This is a genomic window from Flavobacterium chungangensis (assembly GCF_042654045.1).
In the GTDB taxonomy this organism is placed as follows: domain Bacteria; phylum Bacteroidota; class Bacteroidia; order Flavobacteriales; family Flavobacteriaceae; genus Flavobacterium; species Flavobacterium chungangensis.
Genome location: NZ_JBHSFY010000013.1, coordinates 41,881 through 58,812 on the forward strand (window position 1 = coordinate 41,881; position 16,932 = coordinate 58,812).

Consider the following 16,932-nt stretch of genomic DNA (forward strand, 5'->3'; position numbering starts at 1 on the left):
ATAAGCTTATAAGAATTTAAAAATTAATTATTAACCTAAAAACAACGAAATTATGTCGACACATTTCACTGCCGTAACCGAAGAAGGTAAAATTCCAAATACTTATATGACAGGCGAAGTGTCATATAAAAAGCAGACAAGCGAAATTCATCCTGAAAATACTGTTATCAAAGATATTTCTTTTGAACCCGGAGCAAGAAGTAATTGGCACAGTAACGCTAGTCTGCAGTTGATCATTGTAACAGATGGAGTTGGCTATTACCAAGAAAGAGGCGGACAAATTAATCTTATCGAAAAAGGCAAAGTAATTACGGTTTTACCTGGAATTGAGCATTGGTACGGAGCAACACCAACGACAAAATATTCTCATATTACCATTGTAACAGAAATAGATAAAGGTCATGGAACTTGGCTGGACAGCGTTACTGATGAAGAATATTATTCTTTTGAAAGATGCTAGATTCTAAGATGCTAAGGTTCTAAGATTCTAAGATTCTGAGATTCTAAGTTTTGCGCAGATTTTACTGATTTATAACAGATTATATTTTTTGATTAGGTAAAAATAATCGAAATTTATATAACTATTTGTAAATCAATATGATTTGGTAGATTCTCTATGCCTTTTTTTAACAGTTTTAGAACTTGAAACAAAAAACAACAAATAAATTATGGAAACAAAAAACATTAAAGCCTTTGGTACCGAAGCTGCCGAAGCACCGTTAAAGACCCTAGATATTAAAAGAAGAGCAGTACAGGCACACGACGTAGAAATCGAAATTTTGTATTGCGGAATCTGTCATTCAGATTTACACTCAGCTAGAAATGAATGGCATGGCACAATTTATCCGATTGTTCCTGGACATGAAATTGTTGGTCGTGTAACAAAAGTTGGAGATCACGTAAAAGGTTTTAAAGTTGGTGATTTGGCAGGAGTGGGATGTTTGGTTGATTCTTGCAGAGAATGCGAACACTGTAAAAATGATTTAGAGCAATTTTGTGATGAAGGAAATATTCAAACATTTAATTCGCCTGACAAACACTTAGGAGGACAAACTTATGGAGGTTACTCTCAAAGTATTGTAGTGGATGAGAGCTTTGTACTGCATATTTCAGATAAACTAGAACTTTCTGCTGTTGCACCATTATTGTGTGCAGGAATTACAACTTATTCGCCTTTAAAACACTGGAAAGTTGGTCCTGGTCAAAAAGTTGGAATTGTAGGTATTGGCGGTCTTGGCCATATGGGAATCAAAATAGCAAAAGCTATGGGGGCTCATGTAGTTGTTTTTACTACATCTTTATCTAAAACGGAAGATGCAAAACGCCTTGGAGCAGATGAGGTTGTATTGTCTACAGATGAAGCTCAAATGGAAGCACACGCCAGAAGTTTAAACTTCATTTTAGATTGCGTTTCTGCTGAACACAGTATCGATTCGTATTTAAATTTATTGAAAGTAGACGGAACCTTAACTTTAGTTGGAGCGCCAATGGATCCGCTTCCTGTAACTTCTTTCAGCTTGATTTTAGGAAGAAGAAGTTTCTCAGGATCTCTAATAGGAGGAATCGCAGAAACTCAGGAAATGCTAGATTTCTGTGCCGAACATAATATCACATCAGACGTAGAAGTAATCGGTGTGAATGATGTTAATGATGCCTACGAAAGATTACTAAAAGGAGATGTTAAATACCGTTTTGTAATTGATATGGAGTCGCTTAAATAAGATGCTAAGTTGCTAAGGTTCTAAGATACTAAGTTTTCTCTTTAGTGCTTAGATCTTGGCTAATTTAGAAAGTGATAAAATAGGATGTTGATTTAGCTCAAAGTAAAGAAAATTATAAGATACTAAGTTGCTAAGGTTCTAAGATACTAAGTTTTCTCTTTAGTGCTTAGAATCTTGGTTAATTTAGAAATTATGTAAAAAACAAGGAGTAGAGATTAAAAGGATTAAAGAGAAAAAAACTTAGAACCTTAGCGTCTCAGCATCTTAGAAACTTTAAAAAAAACATGCAAACACGTAAACTAGGAAATAGCGGCTTAGAAGTCTCAGCGTTGGGACTGGGCTGCATGGGAATGAGTTTTGGCTACGGGCCAGCTCATGATAAAAAAGAAATGATAAGTTTATTGCGTTCTGCTTACGAAAAAGGAATTACCTTTTTTGATACGGCAGAATGTTACGGACCATTTTTGAACGAAGAGTTATTGGGAGAGGCATTATCGCCTTTTCGCGATAAAGTTGTAATTGCGACAAAATTTGGTTTTTTGGAAGGCGATTCTAAAAAAGGATTAGACAGCCGTCCAGAATGGATTAGAAAAAGCATTGAAGGATCCTTAAAAAGATTAAACACAGATGTAATCGATTTGTATTACCAACATCGTGTTGATCCAAATGTTCCTATGGAAGACGTTGCAGGAACTATAAAGGATTTAATTCAGGAAGGAAAAGTAAAACATTTTGGACTTTCAGAAGCAGGCGTAGAAAGTATTCGACGTGCACATGCGGTTCAGCCTGTAACAGCACTTCAAAGTGAGTATTCTCTTTGGTGGAGAACTCCAGAAGAAGAAATTTTACCGCTATTAGAAGAATTAGGAATTGGTTTCGTGCCTTTTAGTCCCCTAGGAAGAGGTTTTCTAACGGCTAAAATTGATGAAAACACGCAATTTGATAGTACAGATTTTAGAAATACACTTCCGCGTTTCACACCAGAAGCCCGAAAAGTGAATCAAGCTTTGGTAGATTTATTATCTAAAATTGCTTCTGATAAAGGAGCAACAAACGCACAAGTAGCGCTTGCATGGATTTTGGCTCAAAAACCTTGGATTGCACCAATTCCAGGAACAACCAAACTGCATCGTTTGGAAGAAAACCTTGAAGCAACAGATTTAGTGCTCTCAGCCCAAGATCTAGCAGAAATCGAACATGCAGCTTCAAAAATAACAATTGAAGGATCAAGATACCCAGAACATCTGCAGAAGATAGCTGGAAAGTAAGTTTCTGAGATTCTAAGATGCTAAGTTACTAAGCAACTAACAGAAAACTTAGAATCTCAGAAACTTAGCATCTTAGAATCTAAAAAAAAAACAAACCCCTCAAGCAATTCAACTCTTGAGGGGTTTTTTTAGCAAAGATTTGAGGTTCTTAGATACTTTATTCTTAGAATCTCAGAACCTTAGAATCTTAGCGTCTTAATTCATTTTTACTTTTTGTCTAGATTTTGTTTCAGCAATTTAGCGTGCTCTAAATGCGCTGTTAAACCTGCAATATTGTTAGAAGCCCAAGTTTTTACATCTTGGTCAACGGCATCTTTTGTTGCATCTTGAAGTTTTTTAATCGCTTTTTCGTGACCATCAATCATCATGTCTGCAAATTTTTTATCGAAATCAACTCCCGTTTTTTCGTTTAGTTTATTGTATTCCTCTTGACCTTCTTCAGTTAGAGAAGTTGGTAGAGTAAAGTTTTTCGCCTTTGCTAAAGCACTCACTTCAGAAGCCGATTTAGTGTGCTCATCAACAAGCATTTTACCAAATTTTTTCACTTCAGGGTTTGTACTTTTTGTTTGTGCCAGTTTACCGATTTCGATTTCAGCTAAATTAATTTCAGCTTGATCTACTAAAAATTCAGAATCATCTTCTTTGCTGTCAATAGAATCAAATTTCGCTTCATTTGCATCTTCTGCAACTTCTTTTGGATCTTCTTGTTTAGTTTCGTTTTTGCAAGATTGAAGGAATAATATAATAAGTCCTGCTCCTAAAATGGCTTTTCCGGCTAATAATAACTTTTTCATGATTTTAATAGTTTAAATGTTATGATGTAAAATTATTAAGAACATACAGGAATGTCTTACAGGATTTTGAGAGATTGTTATAGGATTTGGATGCTCTTTTTATAATTAGAAAATGTATGTTTGTATATTAAGAAGTAAAAAGATTATTCATGAAACAAAAAATTACAATCCTATTTCTTTTAGCGACCGCTTTTTTATCAGCCCAAATCAATTATAAAGGTTTCATTGATAAATATCCAATTGAATTTGTAACCGATATTTATTCTGACGGGCAAGGATCGGCAATTTATGCTTATTCCAATTATGACACTCCAATTGTTTTAAACGCTAAGTTGAAAGGAACTACTCTTATATTTACTGAAAAAGATAAAAATGATAAAGAAACGGCCCAATTAAGTTTCGAAAATTATAATGCAGAAAGCGATCAATTAAATGGAATTTGGAAAGATTTGATTTCGGGAAAAGAACTTAAAATTAGTTTGACAAAAGAGTTTGACCTTAATTATAATAATGGTGAAGAGGGAACAGAAAGGGAAATTCTACAGCCCGTTTCTTTAAAAGGGAAGTATTTTAAATTAATTATTTCAAAAGAAAAAAGAGTTTCGGGAGTAAAAATCATCGAAAAAAAGACCGATAGATTAATTCAGAAAATTGAAGTAGGAGGAGATTTTTGGGGATTGTTTAGCTTAAATGTTGGAGATTATAATTTTGACGGATTTGAAGATTTTTCCGTTTTCGAAACAAGTTATGCGGGACCAAATACTTCTAGAACTTATTTTCTGTACAATCCAAAAACAGAAAAATATTTTGATGGAGGGTTTACTGGGACTTCTTTAGAATTTGATAGTAAAACTAAAAGAATAGTCGAACACAATCAGTGTTGTGCAGGCAGAAGCATTGAAAGAACCGAATACAAAGTCGTTAACAATAAAATGGTTCAAGTAAAAAAGACTTGCTTAGAATATGACGATAAAACAGGAGATTATAAGAAAATTAAATGTGATTAGCTACTTATTTTAAACTTCTTTACTTATACAATCCCAACTCCAAAAGAGTTGGGATTTTTTTTTGACTTCTAACATTTCACAAATAAAATTTCACAAAAACAAAAATTTTACATTTCCACTTTCACAATTCCCATCCCACAAAAATGAAATTTCCTGCAAAAATTGTATAACAGAATGATCTTATTTTTTGAAGAACTTTGACTTATCAGATTTTTAGAAATAATATTAAAAATTAAAGTTATGCCAAATCCAAGAATTAAGAACGAAGAGCAATATGAAGCATTGGTAAAAAAAGGATACAGCAAAGAAAAATCGGCTCGTATTGCCAATAATCCAGATGCGGGGAAGAAAGGTGGAAAAGCAAAACCTTATGACGAATGGACAAAAGATGAACTTCTGAAACAAGCCAGTAAAGTTGGCATAAAAGGAAGATCTTATATGAATAAAAAATCCTTGATTGAGTCTTTAAGAAATAACTAAAATTTAAAACAAAACATTAATGCGATAAAAATAGCAATATCATGAACGCCACAGCCAAAAAAGAAATCTTAATGAATCAGCTGATAAAAGCACCACATTTAGTAATTGAAAAACTAGATTTGGAATACATCAATGATTATCAATTGACAATTGTACGCTGTCGCGAAGGAGAAAATTTCGTTTATAAAAAGAACGGAAAGAATGTAAAAAGCAAACATGAAATTAAACGCATTAATAGTCTGGTACTCCCGCCAGCTTGGGAAAATGTTCGTATCACCGATATTACAAATGGACATTTACAAGCCGTAGGAACCGATCTTAAAAATAGAAAACAATATCGTTATCATCCAAAATGGAATTTGATTCGAAATCAGACCAAGTTTTATAAAATTGCTGAATTTGGATCTAAACTCCCAGCGATTAGAAAGCAAGTTGATCTTGATTTGGAACAGAAAGAATGGTCTAAAGAAAAAGTAACTGCTTTGGTCATTCGATTAATGGAAGAAACGCATATTAGAATCGGAAATGAGAAATATGCCAAAGACAACAAATCGTACGGACTTTCGACGCTTAGAAAACGTCATATTAATATCAATAAGAATTCGCTCCGATTTGAATTTGTTGGCAAAAAAGGGAAACAGCATACCATTACGACCCGAAACAAACAATTGATAAAATTGGTGAGTCGTTGCGAAGAAATTCCAGGCTGGGAAGTTTTTAAATATTACGATAAAAATGGAGAGAAAAAAGTACTGGACAGCCATATGGTCAATGAATATCTGCATAATATATCGGGTGAATATTTCAGTGCGAAAGATTTTAGAACCTGGGCAGCCTCTATTATTTTCTTTGAAAGCCTAATGGAAATAGGAGTGACCTCAGATGAAAAAGAAATCAAGCAAAATATCATAACTGCTTTTGATCTGACAGCCGAAGCGCTCGGAAATACCAGAAAAGTATGCAAAGATTATTACGTTCATCCGCTTTTGATTTCGACTTATGAAGATGGCTCTATTCAGGAGTATTTTGATAAAGTTAAAAAAAGCAGAAGCACGAAAAAATATTTTACAAAAGCAGAAAGTGCATTCTCTGAATTGATTCAGAATTATGAGATCAATCTAGAATCATCATGTCAATAAAAAGAGTTGGAGCATCTCTCCCAAAAGTTTCAAAAGTTTGAAGTACAAACAAAATCATTATTAACTAAAAAACTATTATTATGTTACGTTGGACAGTCACTTTTATTATTCTAGCCATAGTGGCGGGAATATTTGGTTTCGGTGGAATTGCCGCTGGAGCTGCTAGTATAGCAAAAATTTTATTCTTTATATTTTTAGTTCTTTTTGTTATTTCTTTAATAAGCGGAAGATCAACAAGAGTATAGAAGAAGTATCAGTAAATACAAACAAATCAAAAACGACACATTTCATTTAGTAAATGTGTCGTTTGTGGTTTCAATAAAAAAAGCCAAGTCATGGGAACAAAAAGCGGTGCTTACCAGGATGTTTATATCAAAAGAGAAGATGAAATGGTAAGCCTAAAGAATGATGTGACAGATTTTTGCGAAAAGTATATAAAACCTGTTCATCCTAAAGATTGGGATTGGTCAGTACGTGATTTTGAAAATCCTGAAAATGATCCGACAACTGCAGAAGCACGAGCTATTGCAAATGTGGTTTTCAAAGATTTAAATGATAAGAATCACACCGATGTTGATCTTTCTACAATGAATAATGTTCATGCAATAAAAGCTTATCTGGATCCGAAAAGCAAACATGAAGCTTTTAATATGGAAGAATTTGCTTTTGCATTAAAAGTAGAGTTGGAACACGGTAGGGTAAAAGATGTAAATGTGACCAATAACCATCCGTTTTTGACCGCTATGATTGCGCTTGCACACATGACCGAAAGTCTGACTTATTATAAAAGGCTAAAAGTAATGGAGGCAGAGGGTGAGATTTATGAAATTATCAGAAAAATAGAGTCATCGCCAGTAGGTAAAGAAAAATGGTATATAGAATTAGGGAAAGCTGAACAAGAGCTTAATGAAGCAAGAGCCGGATTAGCAGAACGTTTAGCCCGAATGGACGATATTCCAGTATTAAAAATTATTGGAGATTAATTAGTTAAGTTTTAGACTCAAAAAAAAACCGTCTCGTTGTTTAACGAGACGGTTTTTATTTTTGTAGAATGAACTATTACAATCTTCGAGGATCATTTTCTGGATACCTTTCATCATCCTTATCTTCCTGAACATCGTCTTCGATATAATCAGTATCATCTTCTTCATCAATATCTTCTTCGATGTACTCGTCTTCATCTTCATCTTCATCATCTTCATCATCTTCATCGTCTTCATCATCTATGTCTTCCAAAACATCTTCGGTTTCGTTAAAGTCGTATTCGTCTTCTTTTAAATCGGAAGGATTATCAAATTCGTCATTTTCTTCTACATAATTATCGTCTTCCAGTTCAACTTCATAAACATCGTCGTTGTTATCTTCGAGATCTCTATCAGTATGAAAATCATCGTTTAGATCGTCCAAATCATCATCACTTACAAAATCTTCTTGATCTGGATTTGGTCTGTTCGGATTGTAGCCATTTCTTACTGTATAACCTCGCTCTGCAATCTCACGATTATCATTGTCGGGTTTTTTAACATCATCTAGATCTTCTGCCAAGTTTCTATCATTTGAGAAATGATTTTTGAAATCCTTATTCGTGCTGTCGTTTTTATCTATAGTATTCATGATCGCTGTTTTTTAATGATTATATATACAAAGCTAGCATGAAGTTGGCGGAATATATTATAAAATTATTTAGCGTAATTCTATAATTAACAGATGTTTAGAATGGAATTTTAACTTGTAATCATATAACCAGTCTCATAGAGCAGGCAGTAATTTTACCATTATATTAATCATAAAAACTATTACCATGAAAACTACAGATAGTAAAAATGCAGCTGCTGCAAAAGAAACTACACCGAGAGGAGTTACGAAGCCAAAATCTAACGCCGCTTCAGGATTAACAGAATTATTTGAAGACGGATTAAAAGACATTTATTGGGCAGAAAAAGCACTGATAAAAGCTTTGCCTGTAATGGTTAAAAATGCTTCTTCTGTTGAATTGAAAGATGCAATCGATAATCATTTAACCGAAACAGAAGAACAAATTGTCCGTTTGGAAGAGGTATTTAAAATTATTGGCAAAAAAGCAACGGCAAAAAAATGCGATGCCATGGAAGGTTTAATTGAAGAAGCCAAAGGAATGCTGGAAGAAACAGAGCTTGGAGTAGTGCGTGACGCAGGAATTATTGCGGCAAGTCAGAAAATTGAGCATTACGAAATTGCCACTTACGGTACTTTAAGACAATTTGCAGAAACGCTTGGTTTGCCAGAAGCAGCAACTTTATTGGAACAAACACTCGATGAAGAAAAAGGAGCCGATAAAACCCTTACAGAAGTCGCTGTAAATGCAGTGAATCTTGAAGCTGCCGAAATTGAATAGCAGTTTAAGAAATGAAATAAAAGTGCAGTTCTAAAACTGCACTTTTTTAGTTGAATAAAAAATACAGTATATGCCCGAAGGTCCGTCTATAGTAATCTTAAAAGAAGAAGTGCAACAATTTACTGGACAGAAAATAATTTCTGTATCTGGAAACACTTATATTGATATTTCACGACTGAAGGATAAAACGATTCTTGCCTTTAAAACTTGGGGAAAGCACTTTTTAATCTGTTTTGATTCTTTTACGGTAAAAATTCACCTGCTGATGTTCGGAACCTATCGAGTTAACGAGCGCAAAACTTCAAAACCCAGACTGAGTTTAGTTTTTGATAAGGGCGAAATTAATTTCTACACCTGCTCAGTTAAAATCTTAGAAGGTGATATCAATTCTCATTATGATTGGAGCGTTGATGTGATGAATGAAAATTGGAATCCGAAGAAGGCAAAAACCAGTGTTGATAAAATGGAAGATAAAATGATCTGCGATGTAGTATTAGATCAGGATATTTTTTCTGGAGTGGGCAATATCATAAAAAATGAGGTTTTGTACCGCTGTTATGTTCATCCAGAGTCGATTGTAGAGAAGATTCCGCCTCATCTTATAAGCCAGCTCATAGCCGAATGTTCTATTTACAGTTTTGAATTTTTATACTGGAAAAAGAAATTCGAACTGAAACAACATTGGGAAGCTTATACCAAAAGTATTTGCTTACGATGTAATCTGCCGTTTGAAAAAAAACAGACCGGAGATCGTAAACGCAGAAGCTTTTTCTGCACCAATTGTCAACAACTATACAAATGAAAAATCAAGTAATAATAGGATGTTCAAGTTTTTATAACAGTTTTTGGAAGAATATTTTTTATCCACAAAATCTGCCTTCAAAGCAATGGTTTGATTTTTATTGCCATCATTTTGATACTTACGAATTTAATGGAAGTTTTTATAAATTTCCAACAGTAAGAATCTTTCAAAATTGGTACAGTAAAACGCCTGAATCTTTCAAGTTTTCGATTAAAGTGCCAAAAGAAATTACCCATATCAAAAAACTGCAAGAATGTGAAGGTCTGCTTAATGACTTTTATCAGGTCTGTAAAGTAGGTATGAAAGAAAAACTTGCAGCTGTTTTGTTTCAATTTCCGCCGAGTTACGTTTTCAGCCGGGAAAAATTAGAAACCATAATCAATAGTTTGGATTATAATTTTAAAAATGTGGTTGAATTTCGTCACGAAAGCTGGTGGAATGATGAGGTTTGGAATATGTTCAAAGAAAATAATATTACATTTTGCAGTGTAAGCCATCCTAATCTTCCTAGAACTATTTTTAAAGATTTTCCACTGCTTTATGTGCGATTTCATGGAGTTCCGAAATTATTTCATTCTAGTTATTCTACAGAAGAATTACAGCAAGTAAATCACCAAATTCATTCCAAAAAAGGATTTGTATACTTTAATAATACGGCAAGCGAAGCAGGTATTTTGAATGCTTTGGAATTGAAGAGAATGAATGCTTAAGTCTGTCTGTATTTTTTTTAGCACAAAGTTCGCAAAGTTTTTTTTTATTTTGAAGGCTTAATGCATGCGTGAAAAGTTCGCAAAGCTTTGAGTTTAATTTTCTTGCTGAATAATTTTTATTTCCCGCAGATTTTACAGATTTAGCAGATTTTATTTTAATCTTTTTAATTCTCTTAATCTTTGGCAAAAAAATAACCGTGTCTATCTAAACTCATTTTTTTAACGCAAAGCGCGCGAAGTTTTTTTATTTTGAAGGCTTAAGGCATGCGTGAAAAAGTTCGCAAAGCTCTGTGTTTTGTTTGCTATCTGAATAATTAGTTTCATGCATATTTTTTTTAAATCTTTTTAATCCTCTTAATCTGTGGCTAAAAAAAAATTAACCGCAAAGCTCGCAAAGATTTACGCAAGGAACGCAAAAGAAAAAATCTTAGCGAACTTAGCGTAAACCTTTGCGCTCTTGTGCGGTTAAAAAACTTTAAATAAAAAAACTACAATTTCAAGCTTCCTTCAATTCCGTCATCCATTGTTTTTCCAGTTATTAGAGCGGCCGTCATTTTTGCAATGGCAACCATTTTTCCGTTTTTGTTGTTCCAATAGTAACCATCTTCAGGAACTACTTTTATAACACTCAAATTGGGATCGTCTACACCGCCAGGCATCCAGATTTTTACTATAGGATTCCATAATTTTTCGATCGTTTCTCTATCGTAAGAAATACTTGCGGTTCCGTGAAGCGTTAGAAACTTGTCATGCGGTTCAGAAAAGAATATTTCAACCATCGGATTTAATGTAATATCTGCATTCTGACTGCTGTTTCGGTCAGATAAAAACCAAAGCTGTCCCAAATCATCAATTTTCTGAACAGACATTGGTCTTGACTGTAATCTATATTCATTGTATGTACAAAACATACATGTTTTAATATGCTCAGCAAGATCTTTTATTTTATCTACTGCAAATTCATCTGTAAGGTCTTTATGATCGCCCATAATATTAATATTTTTAAGTTAATTATTTGACAAATAAAGTCTTGTTTGTCATTGAAATAGCTAAAAGTAAAGTTGGCTCTTTTTGTCCATTTACAGATTATATAATTAAACTTATAAATTATGAGATTTCAATTTGCTTTTTTTGTAAGAAATTAGTTTAAAATCTGGTTGTTACATAAAATTACATTATATTTGAGACATTATAATTCGAGCCAAAAGATAATGACTGATTTTACGATATACTATACTGATGACGATGAAGATGATTTGTGTATTTTTGCTGATGCCGTAGAATCTATACCTCAGAACATTAAACTTCAAACGTATTCTGGTGGACAGAATTTTTTAAACGCAATTTGCGATCCGCCTGCTACACCTTATGTCGTTTTTTTAGATTTAAACATGCCTGGAAAAAATGGCTTTGATGTTCTAGAAGAACTTCGAAATTCAGATTATAAAAAAGATATTCCTGTTGTAATTTATTCTACTTCAAGCGAACCTGGAATTATAGAAAAATGCCGTAAACTTGGCGCCAACTGCTTTATTACAAAGCCAGTTTTAATGAATGACATTATAAAATCTATAGAGCATGCAATGCAAATAGATTGGGAAAAATTTATTCCCAATCAATCCAATTTTGTGTTTAAATATTAATTTCAGACAAATCGGGAATATAAATATTAAAAGTAGAACCTTTACCTTTTTCGCTAGAAACTGTGATAAAGCCTCTATGATTTTCAACGATTTTTTTCACGATTGCCAAACCAATTCCAGTTCCTTTGTATTCGCTGTCGGTATTTAAGCGCTGAAAAACTTCAAAGATTTTTTCTTTATAAATAGGTTCAAAACCAATTCCGTTATCTTCCACTTGGAGATGAAGGTAATTTTTGTCTTTAAATTCCGCATTAGGAAGCGATTTTCCATCAATTTGCGTAGCAGAAATTTTCACTTCTGGAGGAACACCAGGTATAGAAAATTTCAAAGCATTTTCAACCAAATTATGTACCAACTGTCTAAACTGGAACTGAATAAGATTTGCTTCTCCTAAATCGTGATATTCTACAACAGCATTTTTTTCTTCAATTCGATCAGAAAAATCACTTATTACTTCTTCTGCAATTTCGTCTATTTTGACCGTTGTAAAAATACGATCGGCAGAATTGGTACGCGAATAGGTTAATAAATCCTGAATGAGATTTTGCATTTTCTTTGCCGAAAACTCAATTCTAGTTAAATAAGATCTGGCATTTGCCGAAATATTCTGCTCGTCCAAAGTTGCCAATCGACTTGCAAAAGTCTGAATTTTTCGCAGCGGTTCCTGCAAATCATGGCTTGAGATATAAGCAAACGACTGCAATTCTATATTCATATTAATCAAATCCCTGTTTTTGAGTTCCAATTGTGTGGTACGCTCTATAATTTGATCTTCTAGTTTATTGGTAAAGTTTTTTTGTTCTTCTATATCAGTGCTTGTTCCAACCCACATTTGAATCTTTCCAGATTCATCCAATTGCGCTATTGCACGGCTGAGCTGCCATCTGTATTCGCCATCATAGCGCTTAAAACGGTGAATGAACAGAAAATCATTTCCTGTTTTTACAGATTCCATCCATAGTTTTACATTTTCCTCACGGTCGTCGGGATGCACAATTTGAAGCCAGCCGTTTTTCTCAATTTCTTCTTTAGACAATCCAGAATAGTTGTAAACTGTTTCATTAAAATAATTCAGATTTCCTAGAGTATCACTCGTCCAGATGAACTGAGGGATAGAATCGGCGAGAAGTCTAAATTTTTGTTCGCTCTTCATTAAAACGTGCTGACTTTCTTTTTCGCTTGTAAAATCCATCACAGTTCCCAACATTTTGGAAGGTTCGTTATTTTCATCAAAAAAGATTTTCCCCTGAACTTTAATCCATGCAATCGATTGGTCTAGTTTTAAAATTCGAGCTTCATATTTGTAAATTCCAGTTTTTAATGCTTCCGCGAAAGCGTCTAAAACAATATCCTCGTCTTCTGGAAGTATACGGTTTCGAATGTCTTGATGTACAATCTTTGTATTTTTCTCAAATCCAAAAATATCTAGAATAGTATCGCTATAGATGAGTTTCTTTGTTTTAAGATTCAAATCCCACATGGCAATTTCGGCGATTTCAGTAGCCAAACGTGTTCTTGCTTCGGCAGTTTCCACTTTTTTTCTAGCTTTAACCTTAGAAGTTACATCATAAACCGTACACATTACACCAGATGCTTTTCCGTTTTTTTCGTATAGCGTAGTATATTCGTAATCCAGATAGAATTTTTTGAGACTTCCTTTAATGTCAACATAAGCCACAGCTTCATTCTCCCGAATCGTTTTTCCATTAACCAAAACATCATGTAATAATTCAGGATATTTTTGGTTTTTCAATTCAGGGAAAACATCTAGTAACGGAATGCCAATACATTCTTTTTCCTCCTTTTGCCAAATATTATACATCATGGCTTTATTGGCCATTTCGATAACGAAATCTTTTCCTCTAAAGATTGCCATTGCAATAGGAGAATCAATTACAATATTTCGAAAAGCTTTTTCATTTTCTTCAAGGAGATATCTGCCTTTTACTTCTTCGGTTACTTCATATGCAACTACAATAACTCCAGTAATCTCGTTTTCTTCATTTAAAGGGTAAAAAACGAGATTGAAATAAGCTAATTCTTCTTTGTTATAACGATTTAAGGTAACAGCAAATTCATCTGCATAGTAAGGTTCGCCAGTTTCGAAAACCTTTTTTATAATAGGATATGCAGTTTCTCTAGTTTCGGGAACAGAATCAAAAATAGACTTGTTTAATATGGCACTTTCTTCTCTATCAATAATATGGAGATAAGTGGTATTGGCCATCTCGACAATTAGATCGGCTCCTTTTAAAACACAAATTCCGAGAGGCAATTGTTTAACTGTATTTCTAAAACGTCTTTCGCTTTCTTCGAGTTTTTTGCGAGTAATGATTTGATTGGTAGTTTCATTACAAATTACCAAAACGCCATTTGTTTTTCCGTTTTCATCATTTACAGGACTATAACTAAATGTCCAGTAAACGTCTTCCAATTTTCCATTTCTATAAATCGGTAATAATTGGTCTTCGTGCCATGTGGCTTCTCCGTTTTGAAGCACTTGATCAATTAAGGGCTTAATAAAATCCCAGATTTCAGGCCAGTAATCGGCTCCTTTTTGGCCTAGAATAGAAGGATGTTTTCCATCATTTCCTAGACTTGGACGATAGGCATCATTGTAAAAACAAATATGATCTTGTCCCCAAAATAAAAACATGGGGAATTTAGAGTTTAGAAGAATTCCTAAAGTAGTCCTAAGACTTTGAGGCCATGATTCTATAGGCCCAAGTGTAGTTTTACTCCAATCTTTTGCGCGAGTAAGCATACCCATTTCTCCTCCGTTTGCGAGAAAATCATATTTGTTGCTATTCATTAAAATCTTATTTTTCGTCTTGTTAACAAGCTACTTTTCATTCGTATTAAAGTTAGTAAATTCTTGTTTTGAATTAAGTTTTATTAAAATTAATGAAAATAAATATTCGCAGAAAAGAGATTTTTAAATGAGGCAAGATTAAAATCGTTAGAGTTAATTTTATCGCTTTCCTATGCGGAAATTTGAATAACAGTTAAAAATAAAAAACAATGAAAAGGGAAGATTCAAAACACGAAACCGATAATATAAAGAGATATCAAGAAGAAGGATACACGGTAAATTATTTATTCGAAAACGATCATTTGATAGATTCAGAGAGCAAAGTAGCCTATAAACCAGAAGATATTTTTATTGTGGCGCATCATCGTTATGAAGGTATGAGTGATCCCGATGATATGTCAATTTTATACATAATAGAAACTAAAGATGGAGGCAAAGGAACTCATTTATTAGGATATGGTCCAACGGCAGATTTGGAAGAAGCCGAATTTTTTAAAGACATCCCGAAAGCCAATTATTCCAAAAATGCAGACATAAACGAATTAACATAAAAGAATAAAAATAGATTGGTATTTTTATTTTGCTGATGAGCAGTTGTTTCAAATTTATTTGAGGCAGCTGCTTTTTTTTTTTGAAAGTTGCAAAGATGCTGAGATACTGAGATCCTAAGTTTTTTTGTTCTTTGTTTTTTAAAAGTGAGAAAGGTAGAAGTTTAGTTCCTTAGTTTGAATTCATTTGAGGTAGTTTTTTACTGTTTTTTGAGTTTGAGAAACTTAGTATCTCAGTATCTCAGCAACTTTAAATAATAATTATGAAATATCTGCACAAAATTGTATAAAGATTTGACTGACAATATAAACGAAATTTGGATTATAGAAAGTTAGCAACCAAGGTTGGTTTTTATACTTAAATAAATAACTAACCGCTTTTACTAAAACCAAACCATATAATGAAAAAACTTTACATAAATACTGGAAGCTTTGATGCTGTTTTTAATAATCTGAAAGAAAGTTTTGGAGGAAAATTAAAAGTCACTGCTAATGAATACAATTTGACAATTCAATCAAAATGGGCAAAGGGAAGCATTTCTGGCGTTCGTTTTGAAAAAGAGATGTCATATCTGAGTTTTGATTTAACTTTTACTCAAGAACTTAGTTTAAGCATCGAATCTAATCCGTTTTCGCCTGTATTTTTTGCATATTGCGAGAAAGGAAACGTTTTGCATAGTTTTGGTGCTAATGGAGCTACTCATTGCCTTAAAAAACAGCAATCGGGTATTATGAGCAACTCTTCTACTATTAATAGTGTATTGCATTTTCAAAGTCACCAACATATTCAATTCTCTTTAATAGGAATGCCAACAACAATCGAAAATAAAGAAAGCGATTTTGTTTCTCAAGTAAAAAAAATATTTACGAGCAATTCTGGAAATTACATTTATATTGGAGATGAAAACCACAAAATAGGAGAGAAATTTCAAGAGCTTAAAAGAATTCCAACTCAAGGATTAGTTCGTTATATACTAATGAAAGGTATTCTTCGCGAAGTTTTAGAACTTGAGATAGCGCAACATAGTTATAATTATTTTACTCCGTTTGAACCTATTTTGAACTTTGCAGTAAAACAATTAAGCGAGATTAAAAAATTATCTCATATGAAATTAACCGCAATTACAGCGCCAGTACAGTTTTTAAAGCGAAACTTACAACCTCGAAAATACCAATTGGAATTAAAATCATACAACCAAAAATTAGCTAGCTAGTAAGCATATCATATTCTTCACTTTCAAAAAAACAGCTTCGATCGAGCTGTTTTTTTTTATTTTATTCTTTTTCATAGTAAATAATGAAATAAACCATGATGAGATTTAAAACGAAAGAAATACTATTGGTGAGAATAATGGGAAGGTCTTTTTTGAGGATTCCGTAAACAATCCATACCGCGATTCCAAAGGTCAAAATACTGAACATCCGTAGCGAAATTTCTTTTACTTTCTTGGTCTTCCAGACCTTTATAATTTGCGGAATCGTAGAAAGTGTAATGCACCCTCCAGCAAAAAGTCCGATGATGTCTATATAATTCATTTTTTCTAAGATTTATTAAGTTGGTTTAAGATAATCTCGCAAAGGCGCAGAGTCGCAAAATGATTCTTTAAAGTGATTCTTTAAATTTATAAAAACAA

Annotated in this window: 19 protein-coding genes; 14 read left to right on the plus strand and 5 right to left on the minus strand. The window is 33.2% G+C overall.

The window, feature by feature from the left end; translation table 11 throughout:
- Positions 1-52 precede the first annotated feature (52 nt).
- The 3 genes from ACFO3N_RS18650 (at position 53) to ACFO3N_RS18660 (ending at position 2,989) form a co-directional block, all read left to right on the plus strand.
- Positions 53-460 (plus strand): cupin domain-containing protein, encoded by a 408-nt coding sequence (locus ACFO3N_RS18650; RefSeq protein ID WP_379800273.1) that lies wholly within the window; start codon positions 53-55, stop codon positions 458-460.
- A gap of 208 nt (positions 461-668) precedes the next feature.
- Positions 669-1,721 (plus strand): NAD(P)-dependent alcohol dehydrogenase, encoded by a 1,053-nt coding sequence (locus ACFO3N_RS18655; protein ID WP_379800275.1) that lies wholly within the window; start codon positions 669-671, stop codon positions 1,719-1,721.
- A 284-nt stretch (positions 1,722-2,005) separates the two neighbouring features.
- Positions 2,006-2,989 (plus strand): aldo/keto reductase, encoded by a 984-nt coding sequence (locus tag ACFO3N_RS18660; protein ID WP_379800277.1) that lies wholly within the window; start codon positions 2,006-2,008, stop codon positions 2,987-2,989.
- A gap of 206 nt (positions 2,990-3,195) precedes the next feature.
- Here the strand turns inward: ACFO3N_RS18660 and ACFO3N_RS18665 are convergent, their stop codons facing one another.
- Positions 3,196-3,783 carry a DUF4142 domain-containing protein gene (locus tag ACFO3N_RS18665; RefSeq protein WP_250835757.1) on the minus strand — a complete coding sequence of 196 codons (588 nt, stop codon included), beginning with the start codon at positions 3,781-3,783 and terminating at the stop codon, positions 3,196-3,198.
- A gap of 149 nt (positions 3,784-3,932) precedes the next feature.
- Here ACFO3N_RS18665 and ACFO3N_RS18670 point away from each other — a divergent pair, with 149 nt between their 5' ends.
- The 5 genes from ACFO3N_RS18670 to ACFO3N_RS18690 all read left to right on the plus strand — a co-directional run bounded on the left by ACFO3N_RS18670 (position 3,933) and on the right by ACFO3N_RS18690 (position 7,392).
- Positions 3,933-4,790, plus strand: a complete 858-nt coding sequence (locus tag ACFO3N_RS18670; RefSeq protein WP_379800279.1) for an XAC2610-related protein — start codon at positions 3,933-3,935, stop codon at positions 4,788-4,790.
- A 240-nt stretch (positions 4,791-5,030) separates the two neighbouring features.
- Positions 5,031-5,270, plus strand: coding sequence for a DUF7218 family protein (locus ACFO3N_RS18675; protein WP_379800281.1), 240 nt, complete (start codon positions 5,031-5,033; stop codon positions 5,268-5,270).
- Between the two features lie 41 nt (positions 5,271-5,311).
- Positions 5,312-6,409, plus strand: coding sequence for a DNA topoisomerase IB (locus ACFO3N_RS18680; protein ID WP_379800283.1), 1,098 nt, complete (start codon positions 5,312-5,314; stop codon positions 6,407-6,409).
- A gap of 80 nt (positions 6,410-6,489) precedes the next feature.
- A complete protein-coding gene (locus tag ACFO3N_RS18685) occupies positions 6,490-6,654 on the plus strand; it encodes a DUF1328 domain-containing protein (protein WP_008463190.1) in 165 nt (54 codons plus the stop codon).
- A 90-nt stretch (positions 6,655-6,744) separates the two neighbouring features.
- Positions 6,745-7,392, plus strand: a complete 648-nt coding sequence (locus ACFO3N_RS18690; RefSeq protein WP_095927612.1) for a DUF5661 family protein — start codon at positions 6,745-6,747, stop codon at positions 7,390-7,392.
- A gap of 76 nt (positions 7,393-7,468) precedes the next feature.
- Here the strand turns inward: ACFO3N_RS18690 and ACFO3N_RS18695 are convergent, their stop codons facing one another.
- Entirely contained in the window at positions 7,469-8,023 is a 555-nt protein-coding gene (locus ACFO3N_RS18695) for a hypothetical protein (protein ID WP_379800285.1), read from the minus strand.
- Positions 8,024-8,210: 187 nt separating this feature from the next.
- On the opposite strand from ACFO3N_RS18695, the gene ACFO3N_RS18700 reads away from it, so the two are divergent.
- The 3 genes from ACFO3N_RS18700 to ACFO3N_RS18710 all read left to right on the plus strand — a co-directional run bounded on the left by ACFO3N_RS18700 (position 8,211) and on the right by ACFO3N_RS18710 (position 10,295).
- Positions 8,211-8,783: a YciE/YciF ferroxidase family protein gene (locus tag ACFO3N_RS18700; protein WP_095927611.1), complete on the plus strand. Its 573-nt coding sequence runs from the start codon at positions 8,211-8,213 to the stop codon at positions 8,781-8,783.
- 70 nt (positions 8,784-8,853) lie between these two features.
- Complete coding sequence (locus tag ACFO3N_RS18705) at positions 8,854-9,585, plus strand: DNA-formamidopyrimidine glycosylase family protein (RefSeq protein ID WP_379800288.1); 732 nt, start codon at positions 8,854-8,856, stop codon at positions 9,583-9,585.
- Positions 9,582-10,295: a DUF72 domain-containing protein gene (locus ACFO3N_RS18710; protein WP_379800290.1), complete on the plus strand. Its 714-nt coding sequence runs from the start codon at positions 9,582-9,584 to the stop codon at positions 10,293-10,295. The genes ACFO3N_RS18705 and ACFO3N_RS18710 overlap by 4 nt, the downstream gene beginning before the upstream one ends.
- Positions 10,296-10,783: 488 nt before the next feature.
- Here ACFO3N_RS18710 and ACFO3N_RS18715 read toward each other — a convergent pair whose 3' ends face one another.
- Positions 10,784-11,284: a pyridoxamine 5'-phosphate oxidase family protein gene (locus tag ACFO3N_RS18715; protein WP_379800292.1), complete on the minus strand. Its 501-nt coding sequence runs from the start codon at positions 11,282-11,284 to the stop codon at positions 10,784-10,786.
- Positions 11,285-11,506: 222 nt separating this feature from the next.
- Here ACFO3N_RS18715 and ACFO3N_RS18720 point away from each other — a divergent pair, with 222 nt between their 5' ends.
- Positions 11,507-11,938 (plus strand): response regulator, encoded by a 432-nt coding sequence (locus tag ACFO3N_RS18720; protein ID WP_379800294.1) that lies wholly within the window; start codon positions 11,507-11,509, stop codon positions 11,936-11,938.
- On the opposite strand, the gene ACFO3N_RS18725 is transcribed toward ACFO3N_RS18720, so the two are convergent.
- A complete protein-coding gene (locus ACFO3N_RS18725; protein ID WP_379800296.1) occupies positions 11,928-14,750 on the minus strand; it encodes a PAS domain-containing sensor histidine kinase in 2,823 nt (940 codons plus the stop codon). The two genes, ACFO3N_RS18720 and ACFO3N_RS18725, sit on opposite strands and share 11 nt — an antisense overlap.
- Before the next feature lie 209 nt (positions 14,751-14,959).
- Between ACFO3N_RS18725 and ACFO3N_RS18730 the strand changes: the two genes are divergently transcribed.
- Both ACFO3N_RS18730 and ACFO3N_RS18735 read left to right on the plus strand, forming a co-directional pair.
- Positions 14,960-15,301 carry a hypothetical protein gene (locus ACFO3N_RS18730; RefSeq protein ID WP_379800298.1) on the plus strand — a complete coding sequence of 114 codons (342 nt, stop codon included), beginning with the start codon at positions 14,960-14,962 and terminating at the stop codon, positions 15,299-15,301.
- Positions 15,302-15,699: 398 nt separating this feature from the next.
- Positions 15,700-16,512, plus strand: coding sequence for a hypothetical protein (locus ACFO3N_RS18735; protein ID WP_379800300.1), 813 nt, complete (start codon positions 15,700-15,702; stop codon positions 16,510-16,512).
- A gap of 61 nt (positions 16,513-16,573) precedes the next feature.
- On the opposite strand, the gene ACFO3N_RS18740 is transcribed toward ACFO3N_RS18735, so the two are convergent.
- Positions 16,574-16,834, minus strand: a complete 261-nt coding sequence (locus ACFO3N_RS18740) for a SemiSWEET family sugar transporter (protein ID WP_379800302.1) — start codon at positions 16,832-16,834, stop codon at positions 16,574-16,576.
- Positions 16,835-16,932: the final 98 nt, after the last annotated feature.